Source organism: Streptomyces sp. NPDC020681, assembly GCF_044334895.1.
GTDB lineage: Bacteria > Actinomycetota > Actinomycetes > Streptomycetales > Streptomycetaceae > Streptomyces.
The window spans coordinates 438321-459232 of record NZ_JBIRTX010000001.1 but is presented as its reverse complement, the minus strand read 5'-3'; the positions used below and the strand labels follow the sequence as shown (position 1 = coordinate 459232).

The 20912-nt window shown below is 70.3% G+C and carries 11 protein-coding genes; 7 read left to right on the top strand and 4 right to left on the bottom strand.

Annotation, left to right across the window (positions count from 1 at the left end):
- Positions 1-7: 7 nt before the first annotated feature.
- Positions 8-2734 (bottom strand): glycosyl hydrolase 2 galactose-binding domain-containing protein, encoded by a 2727-nt coding sequence (locus ACH4YL_RS01805; protein ID WP_398503754.1) that lies wholly within the window; start codon positions 2732-2734, stop codon positions 8-10.
- Between the two features lie 145 nt (positions 2735-2879).
- Between ACH4YL_RS01805 and ACH4YL_RS01800 the strand changes: the two genes are divergently transcribed.
- Entirely contained in the window at positions 2880-5420 is a 2541-nt protein-coding gene (locus tag ACH4YL_RS01800; RefSeq protein ID WP_398503752.1) for a SpoIIE family protein phosphatase, read from the top strand.
- 28 nt (positions 5421-5448) lie between these two features.
- On the opposite strand, the gene ACH4YL_RS01795 is transcribed toward ACH4YL_RS01800, so the two are convergent.
- The gene (locus tag ACH4YL_RS01795; protein ID WP_398503750.1) at positions 5449-6453 is read right to left on the bottom strand and encodes a LacI family DNA-binding transcriptional regulator; all 1005 of its coding nucleotides are present in this window, start codon (positions 6451-6453) and stop codon (positions 5449-5451) included.
- Positions 6454-6762: 309 nt separating this feature from the next.
- Here ACH4YL_RS01795 and ACH4YL_RS01790 point away from each other — a divergent pair, with 309 nt between their 5' ends.
- The 6 genes from ACH4YL_RS01790 (at position 6763) to ACH4YL_RS01765 (ending at position 16322) form a co-directional block, all read left to right on the top strand.
- Positions 6763-8049 (top strand): ABC transporter substrate-binding protein, encoded by a 1287-nt coding sequence (locus ACH4YL_RS01790; protein ID WP_398503748.1) that lies wholly within the window; start codon positions 6763-6765, stop codon positions 8047-8049.
- A gap of 12 nt (positions 8050-8061) precedes the next feature.
- A complete protein-coding gene (locus ACH4YL_RS01785; protein WP_398503746.1) occupies positions 8062-9033 on the top strand; it encodes a carbohydrate ABC transporter permease in 972 nt (323 codons plus the stop codon).
- Entirely contained in the window at positions 9030-9890 is an 861-nt protein-coding gene (locus ACH4YL_RS01780; RefSeq protein ID WP_398503744.1) for a carbohydrate ABC transporter permease, read from the top strand. Before ACH4YL_RS01785 ends, ACH4YL_RS01780 begins: the two co-directional genes overlap by 4 nt.
- Positions 9891-9972: 82 nt before the next feature.
- Positions 9973-11250 (top strand): glycosyl hydrolase, encoded by a 1278-nt coding sequence (locus ACH4YL_RS01775; RefSeq protein WP_398504371.1) that lies wholly within the window; start codon positions 9973-9975, stop codon positions 11248-11250.
- The gene (locus ACH4YL_RS01770; protein WP_398503742.1) at positions 11247-13256 is read left to right on the top strand and encodes an endo-beta-N-acetylglucosaminidase; all 2010 of its coding nucleotides are present in this window, start codon (positions 11247-11249) and stop codon (positions 13254-13256) included. The genes ACH4YL_RS01775 and ACH4YL_RS01770 overlap by 4 nt, the downstream gene beginning before the upstream one ends.
- A gap of 30 nt (positions 13257-13286) precedes the next feature.
- The gene (locus tag ACH4YL_RS01765; protein ID WP_398503740.1) at positions 13287-16322 is read left to right on the top strand and encodes an alpha-mannosidase; all 3036 of its coding nucleotides are present in this window, start codon (positions 13287-13289) and stop codon (positions 16320-16322) included.
- A gap of 64 nt (positions 16323-16386) precedes the next feature.
- Here ACH4YL_RS01765 and ACH4YL_RS01760 read toward each other — a convergent pair whose 3' ends face one another.
- On the bottom strand, positions 16387-17553 hold the full coding sequence (locus ACH4YL_RS01760) for a lactonase family protein (RefSeq protein WP_398503738.1): 1167 nt from the start codon (positions 17551-17553) through the stop codon (positions 16387-16389).
- A gap of 52 nt (positions 17554-17605) precedes the next feature.
- Positions 17606-20887, bottom strand: coding sequence for a GH92 family glycosyl hydrolase (locus ACH4YL_RS01755; RefSeq protein WP_398503736.1), 3282 nt, complete (start codon positions 20885-20887; stop codon positions 17606-17608).
- Between the last annotated feature and the right edge of the window lie 25 nt (positions 20888-20912).

Here is a 20912-nt window from a genome sequence, read left to right as displayed (position 1 = left end):
GCCGCGATCAGCCGGCCGGGACCGTCGTCGTCGGGATGTTCCAGCCGGAGAAGCGCAGCCGCGGTGCCGAACCGTGCAGATCCGCGGTGCGGTAGACGGCGGTCAGCGTCGCCGACTCGCCCGGCCAGAGGCTGACCTGGTTGTCGGACCACTGGACCGGCAGCACCGGCGCGCCCCGCTCGTCCACCAGGTGGAGGTCGGTGAGCAGCGCCGGGGTCCTGCCCGTTCCGGTGTTCCGCACGGCGACCGTGGTCGTGGATGTTCCGCCGGCGGCCGTCGTGGCAGCGGTCGCGGAGACGGTCGTCCCGGCCATGGAGCTCAGGCCCTTGAGGTCGGCGTAAGCGGTGGTCGGTGTGTGGTACCAGTCGGTGTTGTCCCAGTCCAGGACGTCGGGCTCGGTGGACAGCCAGTAGACATTGCGGCTCACCTCCTTGCCCTTGCTGTCCGTGAGCAGCAGCTTGGCGAGATAGGTGGTGGACAGACCGCTGACGGACGACGGCAGCGTCAGAGCCGTCGTCTTCGCGCCGTCGCCGGCCACCGCCAGACCGGCCACGGTGCTGTCGTACCTCTGCGTGCCGTCCGTGTTGAACAGCGTCACGCGCGCGGTCAGGCCCGAGGCCGCCGCGTGCCGGTTGTTGACGACCGCCACCGACCGGTTGTCGTACGAGTACTGGATGTGCAGCGGCTCATTGGCCTTCTTCGCACCGAAGTACGCGCCGCCCTGGTCGAGATGGCGGTCGAGCAGCTGCCACTGCAGCGAGGTCCAGCCGCTGTTGAACATCCAGTACACGACGCCGGTGGCGGGCCTGCTGGAATCGCTGCCATTGCGCCCGTACGACTCGTACTGCGCGCGCACGTTCTCGTACTGCGCGAGCTGCGCCTTGCGCACATAGTCGTCGAGGTTCTTCGGCGTGCCGTACCGTCCCGCCAGGGCCTCGCCGTAGATCTTGAGGTTGCTGAAGGTGGACGACGGAGAGCGGTGGTACTGCTTGGCCGACGGGTCCTTCCACAGCGTCTCCAGCTCGGCCGGGGACATCATCCGGCGCAGCGTGTCGAGCGTGGGGATGCCGGGGCCCGCGCTGGTCTCGGCGTTGAAGCCGGTGGCTCCGCCCTCGCGCTTGGCGTACCAGTAGTTCGGCGGGACCCAGTCGTACGGGCCGGTCATCTTCATGCCCGAACTGCCGAGGATCGGCGAGGACTTGTCGGAGGCCGCGGGGATCACCGGCGTCGGCCAGTCGGCCGCCTCCAGCGCGTCGAGGTAGTTCTTCTCGATCGTCGCGTCGGGCGCGAAATCGCTGCCGATCATGAAGGAGATCACGCTGGGGTGGTCACGCAGCCGTGCCGCCTCGGCGGCCATCGAAGCCTTGGCGACGGGATAGTCCGCGGCGGTCCACTTCTCGCCGGCCTCACTGCCGTTGTTGTTGCCCTCCCACTTGTCGCAGCACTCCCAGCCGGGCAGGGCGAGCACGCCGTACCGGTCGGCGAGGTCGAAGAACTCGTCCGGCTCGATATGGCCTTCCAGCCGAAGGGTGTTGAGGCCGAGATCGAGCGCGTACTTGATGCGGTCCTCGGCATATGTGCGGTCCCAGCGCAGGAACTGGTCGGGGGACCAGCCGCCGGCCCTGATGAGCAGCGGGCGGCCGTTGATCCGGTACTGGCGGGCGCCGTCGGCGTTGCGCGGCGCCTGGACGTCACGGATGCCGAACGTCGTGCGCGCGGTGTCGGAGACGGTCCGGACGACCGTGGCGGTGACTTCGAGGTCGTACAGCGGCTGCTGTCCCATCGCGGCGGGCCACCACACGCGCGGTGCCTGGAGCCGCAGTTGGGGATGGTCGGCGGGGGAGAAGGTGACCGTCTTCGTCTGGTGGGCGGCGAGCGTGACGACCTGGCTGAAGGCCGCGCCTGCGCCGAGAGTGCCGGAGACGGTCGTGGTGACGGGGGCCGCCGTTTCGTTGCGGGCCTGCGCCTTGACGGTCAGCTCGGCGGCGGAGAGCGACGGCACGTCGAGGTCGGTGATGACATGGGTGTCGCGCAGCGCCACCGGGCCGCCCCGGCGCACCAGCACATCGCGCACGATGCCCATGTTCTCGTCCGGCGGCGGCTGGACCCAGTCGATCCAGCCCATGGTGAGGTTCTTCAGCGGGTTGTTGGGCTGGACGCGGAACGCGACGGTGTTGCCGCCGGCCCGCACCAGTTCGGTGATGTCCAGCTCGTGGTGCGTGTACGCGCCGACCACAGCATCCTTGACCGCGACCAGGCTCCCGTTGACATGGACGTCGGCGGCGGAGATCACACCGCTGAAGTCGAGATACGTACGCTGCGAGGTGTCCGCGACCGTGAAGTCCGAGCGGTACCACCACGGGACGTCGAAGTCGGCGGCCGGGATCTTCTTCAGGTTGGTCGAGTAGAACGGATCCGCGTACGTCCCGGCCGCCAGCAGCGCCGCGAGGACGGTGGAGCGCGGCCCGGCCGGCACCCAGCCACTGGCCGGATAGCCGGGCTTGGAGACTACGGCGGGTGAGTCGGTGACCTTGGCCGTCGACTGAATGGCATAGCCCGACAGCGGTGTGCTGCTGCCCGGTGCGGCCGCGATCTGCGTCACCGCCGGACCGCGGGGCACCTCGGCGGCGGGGACCGGTGTGGCCGATGTCGAGCTTGTGTGCAGAGCGAGGAGCAGGCCGAGGGCGCCGGCCGCGGCGGTCAGCCGCCGGGGCAGCGCGGGGCGGTGGGCCACGGTGATCTCCCGCGATTCAGTGACTCAAGGAAGTTAGGAAACATAACTAACTGGCTGGACGCTAGGAATCTGAGTGGTCCATGTCGATGAGGCGCTCGCTCCGTGTCACGGAGACGGCGTAAAAGAAACTCCTGATGCCAAGGAGATGCGCGGTACGGCAGCCGGGGAGCATGCTGACTGTGTGACCTGGTACGGCGCGGCCGGGCACTCTCCGCCGAAGAGGGGCGGGGCGACGGCCGGGACACCGATGAGCAACGGCCGGACGCCGGACGAACTGTCGTTGGTGCTCGCGCAGGCCTCGGTGAGCGCGATCGAAGCGGTCGGCGGGTACGGCGGTGGGGTATATCTGCGCTCCGAGACCCCCGGGCTGCTGCGGCTGGCCGTGCTCGCCGGGCTGCCGGTGCAGCTGATGCGGCCCTGGTGGCGCATGCATGTGAACCGGCCTTTCCCGGTCGCCGAGGCCCACCGCTCGGGTCAGGCCGTCCTCCTCGCCGACGCCGAGGAGGCCATGCGCCTCTACCCCCAGCTCATGGCGGGCCTGCCGTTCCCGTTCGGTTCGCTGTACGTGCCGGTGGTCAGTGGCCGCGAGAAGTTCGGCGTGCTGATGGTGCTGCGGCTGGCCACGCCCGGACGCCCGGTCTCGAACGCCGACCGCCACCGGATGCACAACATCGCCCGGCGGCTCGGCGCCGCGCTCGCGGAACTGAGCAGCCACGGTTCACCCATCCGGTGGGACGGCGAACCGGCGTCCGTGCAACTGCCGTCGCCCACCACGCCTCCGGTGCGCATCGGCCATTTCGAGTGGGACTTCGACTCCGGCGCGGTGACCGCCGACGACGAGCTCTGCACGATCCTCGGTGCCGATCCGAAGGGCTTCCGCGGCACCATGGAATCGCTGGTCGAGCGGCTGTCGCCGGAGGACGTCTTCGGGCTGTGGACCGTGGCACGCCAGGCGGCCCAGTCCGGCCGGCCGGTGGCCCGCAGGATGCGACTGCGCGGGCCGGACGGCCGTCCGCATCTGCTTGAAATGTCCGGCCGCCGTGTGCCCACGCCCGGACCCGGCGGAGGCGAGCCCCGCATCACCGGCTTCGTGGTCGACCTCGGCACCGGGCCGATCGTCGCCGAGGCCACCGACCGGCTGCCGCGCGGGATCTTCTCGCTCGACCGGCTCGGGCGGATCACCTACCTCAACCAGAGCTCCGAGACCCTGCTCGGCCAGGGGCGGTCCGAGCTGGCCGGACGCGTCCTGTGGGAGGCGGTGCCGTGGCTCGGCAACCCGGCCTACGAAGACCACTACCGGGCTGCTCTGCTGTCCCACTCGCCCGTCCACTTCATGGCTCGCCGCGCCGACAAAGAGTGGCTTTCGGTGTCCCTGTATCCCGGTCACGACGGCCTGACCGCGACCATCGCCGCGGCGGACCGGCCGGACTACACGCCGAGTTCCGTCGTCACGCCCGGCGCGGGGCTCGGCTCACCCGCCGACCGCGCGTCGGCGCTGTACCGCCCGGTCGCCCTGGCCATCGCGCTGACAGAGGCCGTCACGGCCCGCCAGGTGTCGGCGGTGGTCACCGAGGAACTGCTGCCCGCGTTCGGCGGCCGTCAGCTGGCGATCTATCTGCTCAACGAGAGACACCTCTACCTCGCCTGGGAGACCGGCTTCCCGCAGGGCTTCCTCGACCGGTTCGACGGCGTCGCGCTCGACGCCCGGCTGCCCGGCGTCGAAACGCTCACCACGGGGCGGCCCATCTTCTTCGAGTCGATGGAACACCTTGCGGCCGCCTATCCCGGCATCCCGCTGGACGCCCATGTCGGCGCCAGGGCCTTTCTGCCGCTGATCGCGTCGGGCCGGCCGGTGGGCTCCTGCATCCTCGGCTTCGACCAGCCGCGCGGCTTCAGCCCCGAAGAGCGCACGGTCCTCACCGCGCTCGCCGGGCTGATCGCACAGGCACTGGAGCGGGCCCAGCGCTACGACACCGAAGCCGCGCTCGCCCGCGGGCTGCAGGACGCCCTGCTGCCGCACCGGCTGCCCGTACGCGACAAGGTCGGCACCGTCGGCCGCTACCTGCCGGGCACGCAGGGCATGGACGTCGGAGGCGACTGGTACGACGTCGTGGAGACCGGCCGCGGGCTGGCGCTCGTCATCGGAGACGTTCAGGGACACGGTGTCGCCGCCGCCGCGACCATGGGCCAACTGCGCAGTGCGGTACGGGCCTTCGCGCTCAGCGGCCACGATCCGGAGGAGGTGATGAGCGGCACCAACAGGCTGCTCATCGACCTCGACCCCGGCCAGTTCGCCAGCTGCTGCTACATCGCCTTCGATCCGGCGACCGGCCTCGCCCACGCGGTCCGCGCCGGTCACCCGCAGCCCCTGCTGCGCCACCCGGACGGCGAGTGCGAGGTCCTGGACCTCGACGGCGGTGTGGTCCTCGGCGTGGACCCGGCGGCCACGTACCCCGTCACCGACCTGAGCCTCGAACCGGGCGCGGTTCTCGCACTGTTCACCGACGGCCTGGTGGAGACGCCGGGCAGCGACATCGACCTCGGCATCGAGCGGCTGCGCAGCACCCTGGCCGAGTGCGACCTGCTGTCCCTCGCCGACACGGCGGACCGGCTGATCCGCGAGGCAAGCCACGCGATCGACCGGCCGGACGACATCGCCCTGCTGCTGGCCGCACGCTCGACGTAGGCCGGACATCGCCGCGCTCCCGTACGTCTCAGGAGGCCGCGCGCGCCGTGCTCTCGCGTTCGATCAGGCGGGGGAGCGGGACCTGGACCGCGCGGGCCGGGCCGCCGTCGAGGAGAGCCGTCAGTTCCTGGGCCGCGAGCCGGCCGAAGGCGATCGTGTCGCGGGAGAGCGCCGTCAGCCAGGGATGGACCATCCGGCACAGCACCGAGTCCTCCCAGGAGACGATCGACACATCGCCGGGGACGGTGAGACCGAGGCCCGACGTCACGGTCGCGCCGGCCGCGGCCATCACGTCGTTGTCGTAGATGAGCGCGGTCGGAGGCGTGTCCGAGGCAAGCACCCGGCGGGTCACCGCCGCGCCCTCCGTGTCGGAGTAGTCCGTGGTGACCGAGCGCACCTCGGCCAGGGCGCGCCGCTCGGCCTCGGCGTGCAGAGAGCGGATGCGCCGGTCGGTGTGGGCGAGTGAGGAAAGGCCCGCGATGTGCACGATCCGCCGGTGGCCGAGCTCGTACAGCCGGCCGACGACGGCGGCCATCGCGCCGGTGTCGTCGGCGCGCACCTGCGAGAGATGCGGATGCTGGTCGGGCAGTCCGCCGATGACGACGCCCGGCAGGCCCAGTTCGTCCAGCAGCGCCGGACGCGGGTCGTCGGTGCGCGGGTCCACCACCAGGATTCCGTCGACCCGGTGCTCGGCCCACCAGCGCCGGTAGACCGCGCACTCGGCCTCCACGTCCTCCACCATCTGGAACAGCAGGCCCAGTTGACGCGTCGCCAGGACCTCCTGGATGCCGGAGATCAGCTGCAGAAAGAACGAGTCCACGCCGAGCGTCGTGGCGGGCCGCGCCACCACCAGGCCGACCGTTGCGGCGCCCTCGCCGGACAGCGCGCGGGCGGCCGTGTTCGGCCGCCAGCCCAGCTGCTCGGCGACGCGGCGGACCCGGTCGCGGGTGATGTCGGAGACGCCCGGCCGGTCGTTGAGCGCGAAGGACACGGCGCTCTCCGAGACTCCGGCGCGCCGGGCGATGTCCTTCATCGTCGGACGGCGCGCCCGGGGTCGCCCGGACGGCGTTTCCGCGGCCACATGTGCCCCTTTCACCCTGTGTCTCGCCCAGCGTACTAATGCGCTTGAGCCCTCGTACCCTAAAGCGCATTAGTTGATTGCCGCAAGTGTCCGACTGCACTCTTCTGAACTGGACTAATGCTGACTCAAGCGCATTAGTTGAGGCGAGCGTATTGACTTTACCCACAGTCCACTTGCAGGGTCTGCGGGACGTAAACAGCCGGCGGCCCGCAGCTCCGGCGTCCGTTCGCGCGTCTGATCCGAGCAAAGGAGCCGTTCACCGTGCGCATCTCCCGCAGGGCACTCGCTACTGCCGCCGTCATCGCCATCGTCCTGCCGCTCAGCGCCTGCGGCGGCGACACCGACGCCGCCTCGACCGATGCCTCCGGCAAGGTCGAAGGCAACATCACCTTCCAGACCTGGAATCTGCAGGCCAACTTCAAGGACTACTTCAACGGTCTGATCGCCGACTTCGAGAAGCAGTACCCGGGCACCGACGTGAAGTGGGTCGACCGGCCCGCCGAGGGCTACGCCGACAAGATCAGCGCCGACGCGGCCGGCGGCACCCTGCCCGACGTCGTCAATGTCTCGCCGGACCTGGTCGCGCCACTGGCCAAGGCAGGACTCGCACTGGACCTCGACAAGGCGGCCGCCAAGTACCGCAAGGAGTACCTGGAAGGTGCCTGGCAGAGCCACCGGATACCGGGGATGGAAGGCAACTACGCCTTCCCCTGGTACCTCAACACCGGACCGCTCTTCTACAACAAGCGCCTCTTCCAGGAGGCCGGACTCGATCCCGCCCAGCCACCGAAGACGTACGACGATGTCTTCCAGGCCGGTCTGACGATGGCCGAGAAGAGCAAGGGCAAGATCGCCACTCTCGCGAACATCCCCACCATCGAGGACTTCGGCCGCTACGACGTCCCGCTGATGAACAAGGAAGGCACCGGCTTCGCCTTCAACGACGCCAAGGGCGTCGAACTCCTCACCAGGTACAAGGAGTTGTACGACGCCAAGGCGCTCGACCCGCAGGCGCTGATCGCCACCCCCGAGTCCTCCGGCAAGAAGTTCCTCACCGAGGCCGTCGCGATGAACCCGGGCAGCGCCCTGGACCTCGGCAAGTTCAAGAAGGACGCGCCGAGCCTCTACAAGAACATCGGCATCACCGACCAGATCAGCAGCACCGGCCACGTCAACATGTATGTGATGGGCGTGATGGTGAACTCGCGGAGCAAGCAGAAGCCGGCCGCCGTCGCCTTCGCGCACTTCGTGACCGACGCGACGCGGCAGATGGAGTTCGCGAAGCAGGTCGCCATCTTCCCGAGCACCGCCGGCTCGCTCGACGACCCGTACTTCACCAAGGAGGACGGTACCGACGAGACCCGGGTGCGGATCGCCGCCGCCAAGTCCCTGAAGACCGCGGTGAATTACACGCCCGTGCTGTTCAGCGACCAGATGAAGACCGAGCTGCGCAACGCGGTGGCACGGGCGCTCCAGGGCAAGGAGAGCCCCAAGGAAGCGCTTGACAACGCTGTCAAGGCCTCCGACCGGCTGCTCCAGCAGAGCTGAGCCGAGCCCGCGATGAAGACCCCCACCGCCTCCGAAGCGATCACCTCCAAAGTCGCCACGGCGGGACAGGCCGTCCGGAGCCCCGGCTCCGGCGGCCGCCCGCCCACCCGCGGGATCAGGCGTCAACTGCCGCTCAGCCCCTGGCTGTTCGCCGCGCCCGGCCTGCTGATCGTCGGCGCGTTCAGCCTGTATCCGTTCCTCAGCACGCTGGTCAACGCCTTCACCGACCGGCGGACCCTGATCCCCGGAGAGTACGTAGGCTTCGCCAACTTCGAGGAGCTGATCCACGACGACATGTTCTGGATCGGCCTGCGCAACAGCACGTTGTACGTCCTCGTGGTGGTGCCCGCCCTGGTGATCCTGCCCCTGCTGCTGGCGATGCTCGTGCAGCGCCACATCCCCGGCATCACCTTCTTCCGCTCGGCCTTCTACACCCCGGTCGTCGCGTCCATCGTGGTCGTCGGCCTGATCTGGGTGTGGATGCTCGACGACCGGGGACTGATCAACGCGGTACTGGAGGCGGTGGGCGTCGGCAAGGTCGGCTTTCTCAGCGACCAGTGGCTGCTGCTGTTCAGCGCGATGGCGGTCACGGTCTGGAAGGGCCTCGGCTACTACATGATCATTTATCTGGCCGCGCTCGCGAACGTGCCGCGCGAGCTGCACGAGGCCGCCGCCGTCGATGGAGCCGGCCCGGTACGCCGGTTCGTCACCGTCACCGTCCCCGCCGTCCGCTCCACGATGGTCCTCGTCGGGGCCCTCTCCTCGGTCGCCGCCTTCAAGGTGTTCTCCGAGGTCTATCTGATGGCCGGACCCAGCGGCGGGCCGGCGGGTGAGGACACCACGCTCGTGATGCTCGTCCAGCGCGTCGGCACCGGCCTGTCCGGGCGCGTCGGCTACGCCTCGGCCATCTCGGTCGTCGTCTTCGTCGTCACCATCGCCCTGATGCTGCTGGTGCTCCGCGCGGACCGCAGGGAGGACGCATGAGCTTCATGAACGTCACGGACGCCGACGGCAGGCGGATCCCGCGCAGGCAGCTGGCCCTGCGGTATCTGCTGCTGCTCGCCGTACTGGCGCTGACCGTCGGGCCCTTCGTGTGGCAGCTGTCCACCTCGCTCAAGGGCCCGCACGAGGACATCTACAGCTCCCCGCCGACGTTCCTGCCGAGCGATCCGACCTTCGGGAACTACACCCGGGTCGCCCACACGATCCCGGTGTGGGACTACGCGCTCAACTCGCTCAAGGTCGCCGGCACGAACGTGCTCACCAACTGTGTCGGCGCCGCACTGGCCGGATACGCGCTCGCCCGGATGCGCTACCGAGGACGCCGGGCCGCCACGCTCGCCTTCGTCCTCGCGATGCTCGTCCCCGTCGAGGGCATCATCATCGCCCAGTTCACGACCATGCGGGAGCTCGGTCTGAACAACACGCTGATAGCTGTGCTGCTGCCCGGCTGCATCGGCGCGATGAACGTCCTGCTCATGCGCAACGCCTTCCTGAACCTGCCGCACGAGGTGGAGGAGGCGGCGTTCGTCGACGGGGCCAATGCCTGGCAGCGGTTCCTGCGCATCGCGCTGCCGTCGGTGAAGGGCACGCTCGCGGTCGTCGCGATCTTCTCGTTCATGGGCGCCTGGGACGACTTCCTCTGGCCGCTCATCGTCCTCAGCGATCCGCAGAACTTCACGCTCACCATCGGCCTGAACTATCTGCACGGCACCTTCGCCAACGACGAACGACTGGTCGCGGCCGGAACGATCATCGCCGTACTCCCGCTGATCATCCTCTTCGCCTGTCTGCAGCGCTTCTTCTTCCGCGGCGTCGGCGAGGGCGCGGTCAAGGGCTGACCCCTTCCGGGTCCTGCCCCGGGCTGCCCCAACCCACCCGCGCCGCACCACAGAACGAGGACACCTCTTCCGTATGAGCCGTATGAGCACGTCCGTGCCGCGCTTCGGCGCCAACTACACGCCCAGCCAGGGCTGGTTCCACCACTGGCTGGACTTCGACCTCGACGCCGTACGCGCCGATCTGGACGCCGTCGCCGGCCTCGGCCTCGACCACATCCGGGTCTTCCCGCTCTGGCCGCTCTTCCAGCCCAACCGCACGCTGATCCGGCCGCGCGCCGTCGAACAGCTGGTGCAGCTCGCCGACGCGGCCGCCGAGCGCGGCCTGGACGTCAATGTGGACGGTCTGCAGGGGCACTTGTCGAGCTTCGACTTTCTGCCCGCATGGACGCAGACCTGGCACCGGCGCAATATTTTCACCGACCCGGACGTGGTCCGCGGACAGGCCGCGTATTTGCGCACCCTCGCCGCGGCGCTCGCAGACCGGCCGAACTTCATCGGCATGACCGTCGGCAACGAGATCAACCAGTTCTCCAGCGGGCCCCATCCGGACCCGGACCGCATCTCGCCCTCCGAGGCGGGGAGTTGGCTCCGGCGGATGCTCGACGCCTGCGAGGAGGGCGCGCCCGGCGGACTCCATCTGCACGCCGAGTACGACGCCGCCTGGTACCAGGACGACCACCCCTTCACGCCCGCGCACGCGGCCCGTGTCGGGGCCCTGACCGCCGTGCACTCCTGGGTGTTCAACGGAACCGCGCAGCGCCACGGCCGTACCGGCACGGCGACCGAGCACCATGCCGCGTACATGATCGAACTGTCCAAGGCGTGGGCGCTCGACCCGCACCGGCCCGTCTGGCTGCAGGAGGTCGGCGCGCCCTCACCACTCATCGCGGCCGAGCACGCCGCCGCCTTCACCGAGGCGACTGTCGTGAACGCGCTGGACTGCGCGGACGTCTGGGGCGTCACCTGGTGGTGCTCGCACGACGTGTCGCGCGAACTGGCCGACTTTCCGGAACTGGAGTACAGCCTCGGCCTGTTGACCAACGATGGAAAGGTCAAACCGGCCGGTCACGCCATCGCCCGCATCGTCGAGGAACAGCGCGCCCAGCAGTACGGTCCCGACCCCCGCACCCTCGCGCTCGTCGTCGACGCGGGCGACGACGACAGCGCGCCGCACCGTTCCGTCTGCGCACCCGGCGGCCCGGTCTTCGAGGCGTTCGCCCGGCTCACCGCGGACGGGGCGCGCCCCACCACGGTCCTGGCGAGCCGCAGCGAGGACAAGGAGCATCTGGCGGCGCGTGGCATCACCGAGTTGGTCACCCCGGACCACGTCGTTGTTCCCTCACCAAGGAGCACACCATGACCCCCCACCTCAGTCGACGCGCTTTCCTCTCCGCGTCGGCCGCCGCCGCACTCGCGCCCACTCTTCTCCCGGGCACCGCCGCCTCGGCCGCGGCCAGAGCAGCCACCGGCCGGCCGTACGCCTCCTACTGGTACCCCGACTCGCTGCCGTCCGGCACCCCGGGCCAGGGCATCACCTGGCGCAGCCTCAAGACCTGGCGCGCCGCGGACGACGCGGACCTGCCGTTCAACACCGCCGCAGTGCCGCTCGCCGAGCGGTTCACTCCGACGCCCGTGAACGACACCGCCCGGGCCGGACAGGCCCGTATCCAGTCGCTCGTCTCCTTCGGACCCACCTCGAGCAACCCGTCCCAGGGCGCGGCCACCGCCGACTACTACGCGCCGACCCACTGGTCGTACGTCGACGAGCTGGTGTTCTGGGGCGGGTCGTCGGGGGAGGGGCTGATACTCGCGCCCAACGCCCCGATCGTCGACGCCGCCCACCGCCACGGTGTGCCGGTGCTGGGCAGCGTCTTCCTGCCGCCCACCGCCTTCGGCGGGCAGCTCCAGTGGACTCGCGACCTGGTGCAGAAGGACTCCGCCGGGCACTTCCCGATCGCCGCGAAACTCGTCGACGTCGCGACGGCCTACGGGTTCGACGGCTGGTTCATCAACGCCGAGACCGCGGGCGGCAACAGCGCGCTCGCCGCCGACATGCTCGGCTTCGTGAAGGAGCTGAACAGCCTCGGCACGGCCGCGGGACTGCGCATCGCCTGGTACGACGCGATGACCGTGAGCGGATCGGTGAGCTGGCAGGGCGCGCTCAACGACCGCAACCAGCCCTTCTTCCAGGCCGCCGACTCGATGTTCCTCGACTTCCGCTGGTCGAAGAGCTCCCTGGCGTCGTCCGGACAGCTGGCGCAGCAACTGGGCCGCAGCCGCTACGAGTTGTGGGCCGGCGTCGACGTGGAGGCCAACGGCTGGAACTCGTCCCTCGACTGGGACGCGATCGTCCCCGAGAACACGGCGGATGTCGTCTCACTGGGCTTCTACCGGCCCGAGTGGACCCGCAACCACCTGCCCGCGGGGCGCACGCCGGCCCAGTTCCACGCCGCCGACGACCGGTTCTGGAGCGGCCGGTCGCTCGACCCCGCGCAGCCCGACCCGAACGACGACTGGCGGGCCCCGGCGCTCGCCGTCGCCGACCGCTCGACCGTGAACAAGGTCCCGTTCGCGACCGTCTTCAACACCGGGCACGGGCTGCGCTGGTACGAAGGCGGGAAGGTGACGTCCGACGCCCAGTGGAACCATCTCGGCCTGCAGGACCGGATGCCGTCCCGCCAGTGGGTGGTCAGAACGTCCGGCCAACGGCCCTCGGTCGGCTTCGACTTCGCGGACGCCTGGCGCGGCGGCAGCAGCCTGCTCGTCGACGGCGCTCTCGACGCGCCGACCACGCTGGACCTGTACGCGACCCGGCTGCCGCTCACCGCGGACACGGTGGTCGAGCTGACCCACCGGGCCGACGCGGGCAGCGTGACGGTCGAACTGGCCGTCGCCACCGCCGAGCCGGGCGGTGCGGGTGAGGCACCTCCGTACACCTACTTCCCGGTGAGTTCGGGTGCCGGCTGGGGGACCTCGACCGTGCGGCTGACGGGCCTGTCCGGCACCGTCCACGCGCTGGGCGTCCGGCTCACCGGCAGCGGGCCGGTGCGCTGGCGGCTCGGACGGCTCGCGGTCCGGGACGCGGCGACCACTCCGGCGGCCCCGGCCGGCCTGCGGATCACCGGCGCCGACGGTGGCAACCTGCGTTTCGCGTGGCAGGGCACCCCCGGCGACGTACGCCACTACGAGCTGCACCGGATACTCCCCGACGGCACGCGCCGCTTCCTCGGCGGCACCTGCCAGACCGCGTTCCACGTCGGCGGTCTCGTCCCCGAGCAGGGCGAGACCGCGGCGAGGTTCGAACTGCGCTCAGTCGGGGAGCTGTTCACCGTCTCCACCGTCAGCACAACCACCCACACCTGGTAGCCAGCACCCTCACCCACGGAGCAGCCCCGCATGCATGACGACCGCAGCCTCGTCGAGAACCGTCTCAGGCGTGTACTCGACGAACGCATCCGACCCGCCGTCCACCCCGAGTCCGTACCGCTCGACGTGGCGGTCTGGAACGCGCCCGGCGAGCCCGTCCCGGTCGCCGAAGGCCTGGCCGCCGAGGCGAAGCCGATCGCGGTCGGCGAGCGGTGGGGCGCTCCGTGGGGAACCAGCTGGTTCACCGTGACCGGAACCGTGCCGCCCGAGTGGGCGGGCCGGACCGTCGAGGCGTTGCTCGACCTCGGCTTCGACGAGAACATGCCCGGCTTCCAGTGCGAGGGCCTGGTCTACCGCACCGACGGCACACCGGTGAAGGGCCTCAATCCGCGCAACCAGTGGGTGCGCGTCGGCGCGCCGGTCCAGGGCGGCGAGGACGTCCGGCTGCACATCGAGGCCGCGTCCAACCCGGTGATCCTCGACTACCACCCGTTCCTGCCGACCCAGCTCGGCGACAAGGAGACCGCGGGCAGCGAACCCCAGTACAAACTGGCCCGCATGGACCTGGCCGTCTTCGACGAGACCGTGTGGAATCTCGTCCTGGACCTGGAGGTGCTCGGCGAGCTGATGCAGGAGCTGCCGGTCGACAGTCCGCGCCGGTGGGAGCTCCTGCGCGCCGTCGGCCGGGCGCTCGACGCCGTCGATCTGCAGAACGTGGGCGGTACGGCCGGGGCGGCGCGCGGCTGCCTCGAAGAAGTCCTGGCGACGCCCGCCGAGCCGTCCGCGCACCGCATCAGCGCCGTCGGGCACGCCCATATCGACTCGGCCTGGCTGTGGCCGCTGCGCGAGACCGTGCGCAAGGTGGCTCGTACGACGTCCAACATGACCGCGCTGCTGGAGGACGAGCCCGACTTCGTCTTCGCCATGTCGCAGGCACAGCAGTTCGCCTGGATCAAGGAGCACCGGCCCGAGGTCTACGCCAAGGTCAAGGCGGCCGTCGCCGAAGGCCGGTTCGTGCCGGCGGGCGGCATGTGGGTCGAGTCGGACACCAACATGCCCGGCTCGGAGGCGATGGCCCGGCAGTTCGTGCACGGAAAGCGCTTCTTCCTCGACGAGTTCGGCATCGAGAACGACGAGGCATGGCTGCCCGACACCTTCGGCTTCGCCGCCGGCCTGCCGCAGATCATCAAGGCAGCCGGCTCCAAATGGCTGCTCACGCAGAAGATCTCCTGGTCGCAGACGAACAAGTTTCCGCACCACACCTTCCAGTGGGAGGGCATCGACGGCACACGGATCTTCACGCACTTTCCGCCCGTCGACACCTACAACTGCTCGATGAAGGGCAGCGAAATCGCCCACGCCGCACGGAACTTCAAGGACAAGGGAGTCGCCAGGCACTCGCTCGCACCCACCGGCTGGGGCGACGGAGGCGGCGGCACCACGCGGGAGATGGTCGCCAAGGCGGCGCGGCTGCGCAGCCTCGAAGGCTCGGCCACCGTCCGCTGGGAGAGCCCCGGTGCGTTCTTCGCCAAGGCGGAGGCGGAGTATCCCCATCCGCCGGTGTGGGTCGGCGAGCTCTATCTGGAGCTGCACCGGGCGACCCTGACCAGCCAGGCCAAGACCAAGCAGGGCAACCGCCGCAGCGAGTCACTGCTGCGCGAGGCCGAGCTGTGGTCGGCGACCGCGACCGTACGGGCCGGATTCCCCTATCCGTACGAGCAGTTGGACCGGATCTGGAAGACCGTGCTCCTGCACCAGTTCCACGACATCCTGCCCGGCTCGTCGATCGCGTGGGTGCACCGGGAGGCGGAGAAGACCTACGCGGCGGTGGCCGGTGAACTGAACGGAATCATCGACGCCGCCCAGCGCGCACTCGCCGGAGACCCGGCCGGCGGCGCGGAGCTGGTGTTCAACGCGGCGCCCCACGAGCGCCACGGAGTCGCGGCCGGCGGAGCGGCCGTTGCCACCGCGGGCGGCGGCGTCCGGCTCTCGCCGCGTGAGGGCGGTGGCCATGTCCTCAACAACGGGCTGCTGGAGGTGGAGATCGACGCCCGCGGCCTGGTGGTCTCCGCGTACGACATCGGCGCCGAGCGCGAGACGGTGGCGCCCGGCGCTGCCGCCAACCTCCTCCAGATCCATCCCGACTTCCCGAACATGTGGGACGCCTGGGACGTCGACGCCTTCTACTGCAACACCGTCACCGACCTGACCCAGGCCGACGAGGTCACCGCGGTCGCGTCCGGGACGGCGGCGATGGTCCGGGTCATCCGCAGCTTCGGCGACTCGACGGTGACCCAGCTGCTGACGCTGGCCGCCGGAGCCAAGCGCCTCGACATCGAGACCGAGGTCGACTGGCACGAGACGGAGAAGTTCCTGAAGATGTCCTTCCCGCTCGACATCCACGCCGAGCGGTACGCGTCCGAGACACAGTTCGGCCACTTCCACCGCGCCACGCACACCAACACCAGCTGGGAGGCGGCCAAGTTCGAGGCCTGCAACCACCGCTTCGTGCACATGGAGGAGCCGGGCTGGGGCGTGGCGCTGGTCAACGACTCGACGTACGGCCATGACGTCACCCGTGCCGTACGCGCCTCGGACGCGGGCACGACGACCACGCTCCGGGTCTCGCTGCTGCGCGCCCCGCGCTTCCCGGACCCGGAGACCGACCAGGGCGTGCACCGGTTCCGGCACGCGCTGGTGCCGGGCGCGGCGATCGCGGACGCCGTGCGCGAGGGCTTCCGCATCAATCTGCCGGAGCGCCGGGTCACCGGCCGCGGCGAGGTGGCGCCGCTGGTGACCGTCGACCATGGGGCGGTGGTCGTCAGCGCGGTCAAGCTGGCGGACGACGAGAGCGGCGATGTGGTGGTGCGTCTCTACGAATCGAGCGGCGGACGCGCCAAGGCCCGTGTCACCACGGCCTTCGACGCGGCCGGCGTCACGGTGACCGACCTGCTGGAGCGGACGCTGGGAGAGGTCACCGCTCTTGAACTGGTGGACGGCGCGGTTCAGTTGACGCTGCGGCCCTTCGAGCTGGTCACTCTGCGGCTGGCCCGCCGCGGGGCCTGACTCCGACAACGGCAGCACGCCCCGTGCACGTGCACGGGGCGTGCTGCCGCATGGGGCCGGTGGACTAGAGAGGCAGCGCGCAGACCGCTACCGGGGCTTGAAACGGGTTTCCCACGGGCCGGAGTTCTCCTCCGGCGTGATCGACCTGGAAGACCGTCACCGAGTTCGAGCGCTGGTTCGCCGCGAAGAGCAGATTCTGCGACGGTGAGAAGGCGATGTGCCGCGGGAAGTCGCCGCCCACCGGCACGGTGTCCAGCAGCCGCAGCCGTGATCCGCCGTCTTCGATCGCATAGCGCGTCAGGCTGTTGTGCCCGCGGTTGGCGAGGAAGGCGAACCGGCCGCTGCGCGTGACGACCAACTGCGCCGGATAGCTGGTGCCCGGACCCGTGCCGGTGGACTGCGGCTCGCCGGGAGTCAGCGTGCCGGTGGCGGGGTCGTAGGCGCAGACGACGACGGTGTTGTCCAACTCGTTGGCCAGATAGGCGAACCGGCCCGACGGATGGAAGGTGAGCTGCCGAGGCCCGGCTCCCGGCCGGAGCGTCGCGTACGAGACCGGGGCCAGTGTCCCGCGCTCGGTGTCGAGCCGGTAGGTGTACACGGTGTCCGTGCCCAGGTCCACGGCGAGGACATGGCCGCCGTCCGGGCTGGTGACGATCTGGTGCGCGTGCGGACCCTGCTGGCCGGGCCCGGGCGGCGGCGTGGAGTGGGTGACCAGCGCGGTGCGCGCGCCGAGTGCGCCGGACGCCTCGATCGGATGCACGGCCACACTGCCGGAGAGGTAGTTGGCGCTCAGCAGCCAGCGCCCACCGGGATGTACGGACAGATGGCACGGTGCCGCACCACCGGTGCCGCGCGTGCCGAGCACCTGGTGCCGGCCGTCGTCGGACAGCCGGACCGCGGTCACCCCTCCTTCCTGCTGTTCGTTGACCGTGTAGAGCGTGCCGCCCGACGGGTGGAGCGTGAGGAACGACGGGTCGCCGACGCCCTCGACGGTGCCGGTGGCGGTGATCCGGCCGGTCAGGTCGTCGTATGCGGCCAGACCGATACCGGTGCCGCCACCGGCGGCCGAGGTGTAGGTGCCGAGGAACAGGCGGCGCGGGCCGCGCGGGCGTGCATGTGCGGTCGAGGGCACCGCGGCGGTGACCGCCGCGGCCGCCACCGCGCCGATGAACCGCCGCCGGCCGGTCGTCGTGGGACGTTGGCTCGCCGCCGGTGCTGCTCTGCTGCTCATGGGCTGCCTCGGGATTCTGTGGGGGGGGAGAGAGAGCCGCTGGGGCGGCGGCTCAGTTCAGCGTGATGGCGTACACCTCGACCCGCGGATCGTCCGGCAGCGTGACCGAGCGCAGCGTCTTCGCGGCGTCGAGCGGCGCACTGTCGCCGAACAGCCGCACCGGCGGGCCGTCGACGCCCTGGCCGTTCTTGATGCGGTGCGGCATGTCGAGGACGACGGTGCTGCCGGACGGAGCGGAACCGGCCCAGTCACCGATGGTGACCGCGATGTCCTTGCTGGTGCCGTCGGTGTAGCGGACGGTGAGCGTGGTGTTCACCGGCCCGTTGTGCGAGGCGCCGACCAGCCGGAGCGAGGATCGGGCGCCCTCGGGCAGCAACAGCGCCTGGCCGCGGGCCTCCACGAAGTTGGCGGCGGTCCCGGACGGATCGGTCGCCTGGTACGTCACCCCGTTCCAGGTCACCGGACCGGGCCGCGGCAGCAGATCGGCGTCGTAGCTCCAGCCTCCGCCGTCGAAGTCGCCCTGCCCCGACTGGTCCTTGGTGGCCGTGCCGTCGTGGTTCACGGCCGTCGACAGATCCACCGCGCACTGCTCGGCGGCGCCTTGGGCGCAAGTCGCCGCCGTCTTCACCTCGACGGTCGCGGTGCGCACGACGCTCTTCATGCCCTTCGCCGAGAGCGTGACCGGGATCGAGTACGAGCCGGTCGCGGCCCCGGGAGGCACGGAGACGGCCAGCGGAACCGTTGTCTGCACCGGCAGATGGCGGGACTTGAGCGTCACTTGCGACGGCGCCTTCACGGACCAGCCCGCGGGCGCGTTCACCGCGACCGAGACCCGCACATCACCGGGCGACTGGGCCAGGACGTCCACCGCCAGATGTGCGGTCTGCGCGCTGCCGCCCGCCGGCACGGCGTCCGACGCGGTGCGCAGCGAGGCGTCGAGATGATGCCTGCGGTCGGCCCCGGCCTTCGCGTTGACCGACGGCGGCTCGGCGCTCCGGTCCGTGCCCCAGGACGAGGGCTCGGTGCCCAGCCGGTGGTCGAGGCGTCCGCCGTGCGCGATCGCGTCCCAGTCCAGCCATGTGGCCGCCACATTGCGGCCGTTCAGCGCCACCTTCTGGACGAACCGTCGCTCGTCGCTCGCGCCCGGAGCCGTGATCTTCAGCGTGCCGCCCTGCTTGCGGCCGTATGCGCCGATCGTGACGGTGGCCGACTCGAACTGCGGGCTGGACAGCGCCAGGAAGTCCGCGCCGCTCATCGTCGGATACAGCCCCAGCGACGAGAAGACGTACCAGGCCGACATCGTGCCCAGGTCGTCATTGCCGGTCATGCCGTCGGGACCGGTGGTGAACAGCGTCATCGCCGCCCGCGTGACCGTCGCGGTCTTCGCCGGCGCGCCCGCCCACAGATACATGTAAGGAGCGTGCAGATCCGGCTCGTTGTTCGGGTTGTAGGTCGGCTTGCCGTAGTAGTCGTACGGCTGCGAGATCCAGTCGTTGCGCGCGGTGCCGGCCGGGTCGGTGAGCAGCTTGTCATGGACGAAGAAGGCGTCGAGGCGCTTCTCCGTGGCCTTCCTTCCGCCCATCAACTCGACCAACCCGGCCGGGTCCTGAGGCACCAGCCACTGGTACTGGTACGCGCCGCCCTCGTGGAACTGGTGGCCCGCCTCGACCGGGTCGTACGGCGTCATCCAGGTGCCCTGCGCGGTGCGCGGCCGGAACTGGGAGATCGAGGAGTCCCACAGATTGCGGTACCACTGGCCGCGCGCCGCCAGCATCCGCGCGTCCTTGTCATGGCCGAGCGCACGCGCCATCAGCGCAAGCGACGCGTCGGCGGCCGCGTACTCGAGCGTCGCGGACGCCGGGTGGTTGCAGTCGTTGTCGCCGCCCTTGTCGGCGCAGTCCTCGCCCAGGTCCAGGCCGGAGGGGAGGTATCCGCGCTCGCTGTAGTGCTCCACACCGGAGCGGCCGTTGTACGGGGATTCGGCGGGCGGCGTGCTGGTGGCGTTCTTCCTGAGCAGGCCGTAAGCCTCCTCCTCGTGCCCGGCCAAGAGCCCCTTCGACCAGGCCTCGGCGAGGAACGGCGTCACCGGGTCGCCGGTCATGATGTTGGTCTCGCTGTTGGCGAGCGCCCAGCGCGGCAGCCAGCCGCCGTCCTTGCCGATGGCGACGACGGACAGCGCGACATCGCGGGCGACGCCGGGCTCCAGCAGTTGCAGCAGCTGGTTCTGCGGCCGGTAGGTGTCCCACAGCGAGAAGTTCTGGTACGGCGTGTAGCCGCTCGCCGTATGGGTCTTGCGGTCGAAGCCCACATAGCGGCCGTCCACGTCACCGGCCACGTTCGGGTGCATCTGCGCGTGGTAGAGCGCGGTGTAGAAGGCGCTCTGCCGCTCCTTCGAGCCGCCCGCGATGCGCACCGAGCCGAGCTGCTCCTCCCAGGCGCGGTGCAGCTGCGCGCGGGTCGCGTCGAAGTCGTACGAATCCTGCGTCTCCGCCGCCAGGTTCTTCCGCGCGCCCTCGACGCCGGTGTACGACAGGCCGACCTTGACCACGACGTCCTGGTCTGCGCTCGCGTCGAAGGACACCCACGCGCCGTTGCCGCCTTCGCCGGCCGCGTCCCTGCCGCCCGGCTCCGGCGTCGAACCGCGCCAGGTGCCGTGAGTCGTGAAGGGCCGGTCGAAGGTGGCGGTGAAGTAGACGGTGTGACGGTCCTTGCCGGCACAGAAGTTGCCGGCGTCGACCCGGCCCTCGACCGTGCGGTCGCCGACGACATGCACCTCGGACTCGTACACCCGCTGGTTGGCCTTACCGGTGTTGAACAGCACATTGGCTGCGCCGGTGGACGGGAAGGTGTAGCGCTGCCAGCCGGTGCGCTGGGTGGCGGTGAGCTCGGCGTCGATGTCGTACGACTTCAGGTTGACCCGGTAGTAGCCGGGCTCGGCCTTCTCGTTGTCGTGCGAGTACGTCGAGCGGTAGTCGTCGGGGTTGACGCTGCTGACCGCGCCGGTGGTCGGCATGATCGGCAACTCGCCCGCCACGCCGCAGCCCACGCCCGACAGATGGGTCTGGCTGAAGCCGTGGATCTTGTCCTGCTGGTAGTCGTAGCCGCCCTGGCCGCCGGTGTCCGGGCTGACCTGGACCATGCCGAAGGGAGCGCTCGCGCCCGGGAAGGTGTTGCCGAAGTTCTGCGTGCCGACGAAGGGGTTGACCAGGCTGGTGGGCGAGGCCGGCGGCTCGGCGGCGGCCGATGTGGCCGGGCCGCTGATGCCGCCCGCCAGCAGGGCGGCCACCACCACCCGGGCGGCTCTCGTACGTATCCAACTCGCTGAACGTCGCATCCGAGCGCCCCTTGCTGACAACGTT

Coding starts and splice junctions, on each gene's coding strand:
- ACH4YL_RS01800 (WP_398503752.1), top strand. CDS start 2,880: ATGCGCGGTACGGCAGCCGGGGAGCATGCTGACTGTGTGACCTGGTAC.
- ACH4YL_RS01795 (WP_398503750.1), bottom strand. CDS start 6,453: ATGAAGGACATCGCCCGGCGCGCCGGAGTCTCGGAGAGCGCCGTGTCC.
- ACH4YL_RS01785 (WP_398503746.1), top strand. CDS start 8,062: ATGAAGACCCCCACCGCCTCCGAAGCGATCACCTCCAAAGTCGCCACG.
- ACH4YL_RS01780 (WP_398503744.1), top strand. CDS start 9,030: ATGAGCTTCATGAACGTCACGGACGCCGACGGCAGGCGGATCCCGCGC.
- ACH4YL_RS01775 (WP_398504371.1), top strand. CDS start 9,973: ATGAGCACGTCCGTGCCGCGCTTCGGCGCCAACTACACGCCCAGCCAG.
- ACH4YL_RS01770 (WP_398503742.1), top strand. CDS start 11,247: ATGACCCCCCACCTCAGTCGACGCGCTTTCCTCTCCGCGTCGGCCGCC.
- ACH4YL_RS01765 (WP_398503740.1), top strand. CDS start 13,287: ATGCATGACGACCGCAGCCTCGTCGAGAACCGTCTCAGGCGTGTACTC.
- ACH4YL_RS01760 (WP_398503738.1), bottom strand. CDS start 17,553: ATGAGCAGCAGAGCAGCACCGGCGGCGAGCCAACGTCCCACGACGACC.
- ACH4YL_RS01755 (WP_398503736.1), bottom strand. CDS start 20,887: ATGCGACGTTCAGCGAGTTGGATACGTACGAGAGCCGCCCGGGTGGTG.